This window comes from Providencia sp. JGM181 (assembly GCF_018257375.1).
GTDB lineage: Bacteria > Pseudomonadota > Gammaproteobacteria > Enterobacterales > Enterobacteriaceae > Providencia > Providencia lanzhouensis.
On sequence record NZ_JAERJY010000205.1, the window covers coordinates 1 to 4,271 of the forward strand.

The 4,271-nt window shown below is 43.2% G+C and carries 3 protein-coding genes; 1 reads left to right on the forward strand and 2 read right to left on the reverse strand.

Features of this window, described 5'->3' with window-relative positions:
• Window positions 1–53: 53 nt before the first annotated feature.
• Window positions 54–1,295, forward strand: coding sequence for a Zn-dependent hydrolase (locus tag JK188_RS16585; RefSeq protein WP_211887051.1), 1,242 nt, complete (start codon window positions 54–56; stop codon window positions 1,293–1,295).
• Between the two features lie 68 nt (window positions 1,296–1,363).
• Here JK188_RS16585 and JK188_RS16590 read toward each other — a convergent pair whose 3' ends face one another.
• The gene (locus JK188_RS16590; protein WP_211887049.1) at window positions 1,364–2,629 is read right to left on the reverse strand and encodes an amidohydrolase; all 1,266 of its coding nucleotides are present in this window, start codon (window positions 2,627–2,629) and stop codon (window positions 1,364–1,366) included.
• A gap of 15 nt (window positions 2,630–2,644) precedes the next feature.
• Complete coding sequence (dcuC, locus tag JK188_RS16595) at window positions 2,645–3,919, reverse strand: C4-dicarboxylate transporter DcuC (RefSeq protein ID WP_036949897.1); 1,275 nt, start codon at window positions 3,917–3,919, stop codon at window positions 2,645–2,647.
• Window positions 3,920–4,271: the final 352 nt, after the last annotated feature.

Here is a 4,271-nt window from a genome sequence, read left to right on the forward strand (position 1 = left end):
ATTTATTCCAACACATTTAAATATATCTGATTACAATTTATGAAAGAGGTTTCATGACTAGGGAATTATTTTCTACTAATGAAATGAAATTATTATTTGAAAAATTAGCATCCTTTACTGTTTATCCTGAAAATAAAGGTGTGACACGTTTGGCTTATACACCCACAGACCAATTGGCACACCAATACATGATAGAAACCATGCAAAAAGCTGGGTTTACTGTTCGCCAAGATGCGATAGGGAATATTTTTTGCCGATTACCGGGAAAAAATCCCGATTTACCTGCTGTTGGCACTGGCTCTCACTTGGACACGGTTCCTAATGGCGGTGCTTATGATGGTACGCTTGGTGTCGTGGCAGGATTTTACGCGCTGATGCAATTTGAGCCACAGCAATTATCCCGTTCCCTTGAACTCGTCATTTTCAGGGCAGAAGAATCCAGTCGATTTGGTTTTTCCTGTATTGGCAGCAAAGTATTACTTGGGAAAGTTGATCGTGAAAAGTGGACTCTCAACCGAGATGATGATGGACGCAGCTTTTTCGAGGTTCTCGATAGCCTGGGTTATCCAAGCCACGAAATTGAACAGTGCCAATTAGCTGATAACTATTATTCCGCTTTTATCGAAATGCATATCGAACAAGGTCGGCGCCTTGAACTTGAAGGAAAATCAGTGGGAATTGTGAACGGAATTGCCGCTCCAACCCGCTTCCAAGTTCAGGTTACAGGGCATGCAGATCACTCCGGCGCCACCCCAATGTACCAACGCCACGATGCATTAGTGGCCAGCGCCACCATTATCAGCGATGTGAATCGAGCGGCTTGCCGTGAATCTGTATGGGGAACCGTCGGTACCATTGGAAAACTCAATGTATATCCAAATTCCATGAACGTTATTCCCGGTGAAGTGAACTTCTTGGTTGATATTCGCGGCATTGAACCAGAAAGTATTGCTCGCGTTGCCACTCACTTGAAAAATTCCATTAAAAAATCTGAACAAGACAACGATGTTTCGATTCAAATTCGTGAAATTTCAGCAGAAGCACCAGTGAAATTAGATAACGAGATTTGTCAGTGTATTGAACAACATTGCCTTGAACAAAACATCGGTTATATGACCATGTTGAGCGGTGCGGGTCATGATTCTATGAATCTCGCCCAAAAATTCCCAACCGCAATGATTTTCACACCATCAAAAAATGGAATTAGCCATCACCCTGATGAATTCACTGATTTCGACGACATCATTATTGCCGCTAATCTATTGAAAGATACCCTGTATTCATTAGCAAAATAAAGCCTTAGCGAAATAGAAAAGCCGCTGGGAGGTTGCTCTCTCAGCGGCTTTTTCCTATCACCAAAAAATTACATTAATGACACCAAACATCCGGTATACAGCTGATAGGCTGTTAACATCTGTTTTTCATCAAAATCAAAATTAGCTTGGTGATGCCCTGCGGTTCTGTCAGCACCGACAACAAAATACAGAGATTTACCCCCGTGACGCTGGACGCGTTTTGCCAAAATAGTGGCATCTTCGCTACCACCAAACGGTCGAGTCGCTACTGCAGTTAATTCCCCATGTTGCCCTACCACACTAGCCAAGGTGTCAATCAACTCTTGGTCATTGGTTAAATCAACCGCTTCTCCCATCACTTCACTTTCCATTTCTAGCTGGAAGCTGTGTGCGGAGCCTTCTGCCATGCGAATCGCATTTTCGCTCATAAAGCGGTTAATCTCTTCATTTTCGCCGCGGACTTCTATCTGCATTTGAGCATAAGATGGCGTCACATTTCGCCCTTCACCGGCATTCAGTACCCCAACGTTAATGCGTGACATACCTTTACCGTGTCTTGAAATTCCCAACATTTGCGTTGTGGCATGACAAGCGCCAGCTAGTGCATTACGTCCCAATTCAGGCTCTGCTCCCGCGTGGGATGGTGCGCCTTTAAAGCGAAAATCCAGTTTTGTTGTGCAGAGGAAATGGGTTGGGTTAATCACAATTTCACCGCTATTGGCAATGAACCCTAAGTGCGCCCCTAAGAAATAATCCACATCATCCACAATGCCACTTTCTGCCATCGCTCTCGCGCCACGAACGCCTTCTTCCGCAGGTTGGAATAACAATTTCACTTTGCCAGATAAGCTCTCTTTATTTGCCACTAGCCAATGCGCGACCGCTAAACCAATCGCGATATGCCCATCATGGCCACACGCATGCATTTCGCCGGGATGACAAGAGCTAAAATTATCATTTTTTGGGCGATGGGTTTCATCGGTACTTTCTGTCACGCCGACACAGTCAATGTCAAAACGTAGTGCGACCGTTGGTCCTGCTTTGCCGCTATCGAAAATAGCAACGCACCCTGTCAGCTCCTGCATTTCAGCCAGCAGATTTTCATCAACTTGGTGCTTTCTCGCCACCGCTAAACCTTTATCAACCACTTTCTGTTGACGTCCAAAGGCATATTCAGGATTGATCACCTGCGGACCCACTTTGACGTCCAAGTTTAAACGACGCAGTTCTTCAACGATTTTTGCTGTGGTTAAAAACTCAGACCAACCAATTTCAGGGTATTGATGGAATTCACGACGCCATTGAGTCAGTTGTTCTAATGTAATATTTGACATGTTATCTCCTTAAAATTAAAGCATGATGAGCGCAATGAAGATCACCCCAACAATCATGCCAGGCGCAGTACGCTTCACAATTTCCATCGGGTTCACATTGGCTAAACCTGCACAGACGATAGCCGCACCTGCTAACGGTGACATGGTTCTACCCAATGCGCCTGAAATTGCAGAAGCCATCCCCAAATCAGGAATTTCATAACCAAATTGCTGGGCAAATGGTGTTACCGTTTCGTTGAAAGCAAACGCGGCCGCATCACCTGAACCCGTGATAATTCCCATTAAGAATGGGCCCAATGTCCCTCCCCAACGTGCAAATTCAGGAGAGTGGATCAGAAAACCAATAAAGGAATCAATTAAGCCAGATGCTTTGAGACCCGCAGAGAAAACAGCAGCAGCGATGATGATCCCAAGAACATCCCCATAGGCATTCCCCATCCCTTTAAAGAACTCTTTAGTAATGGTTGAAGGGTTAGTACGCGTGATAACTAACGCATAAATTGCCCCAATGACCATCGCTGCTGGCACACTAATTTGATACGCTTTCAGCGCATCCATAAATGGCAGAATTAATAGGATTAATGGAATAAACGGCGCTGTCGCGTACAGATAATTTGGCTGTTCTGCCGCTGCATTTTGTTCTGTGCCCGCGGTGCCATTCACTTCGACAACCGCTTTCATGTTGTACTCTTTTTTCACTAAAGCAACGATAGCTAAGGAAACAGCAGCGATGCCTCCAACTGCTAAGCTGTATGGTCCGTGGCGAGCAATTAAGTCAACAATACTCATGTTCGACATCTGCGCCACAAATGGGTTATGTGACAACCCAGGGCTCAGCATAGAACCTATCGTACCGCACAGCACAGCACCACCAGCAATAGCTGGGTGAATACGTGCAGCAATCAGTAACGGAATCAATGTCGCACCCACCGCGGCAGCACACCCAGCCGCAGAAGGGATCGCGATATTAATAAAGAAAGTCAGTACGACTGCTGCGGGGATCAGGAAAAAACCCAGTCGAGTCAGAACACGAGATAGCACCAGTACTAAATGTTTATCACACTTGGTGTATTTCATAACATAGGCAAAACCCATACTGGAACAAATGGCTTGGATCAGCGGAGCCGAAACCATGCGCTCGCTAAATGCATTTAAGGCATCCATTGGCACGAGGCTAATAATACAGAGTACTAGCCCAGCAGCAATTAATACCATCCGAGTTTCATATTTTTTAATTAAAAGATAAATTGTAGCAACGATAACTAATGCCGCGATAATTTGTATTATCATGACTGACCTCTTTTATTCCCTGGAGAAATAGATAGAACAAATAAAGAAAAGAATGAATTTTTAATTGGTAATTCATTGTGAACTTTAATTGTTTTATTTAATTGAGGGATATCAATTTTAATTCCCTATCTGGAAATTAACCGCCATTTTGTGATCAGCGCGATGTTTACTATAAAAAAATCATTCAAAATTAAAAAATATCCTTTAAAAACATAATCATGATCAACCAGAAAGAAACATTAAATTCCGTCAAAATGACTATAAAATTAACGTTGTTATCATTTTGGTAATATTGAAACTCTTTTTTTACCCTTTACTCATTAAATAATTAAATATTAAATTACGTAAATAA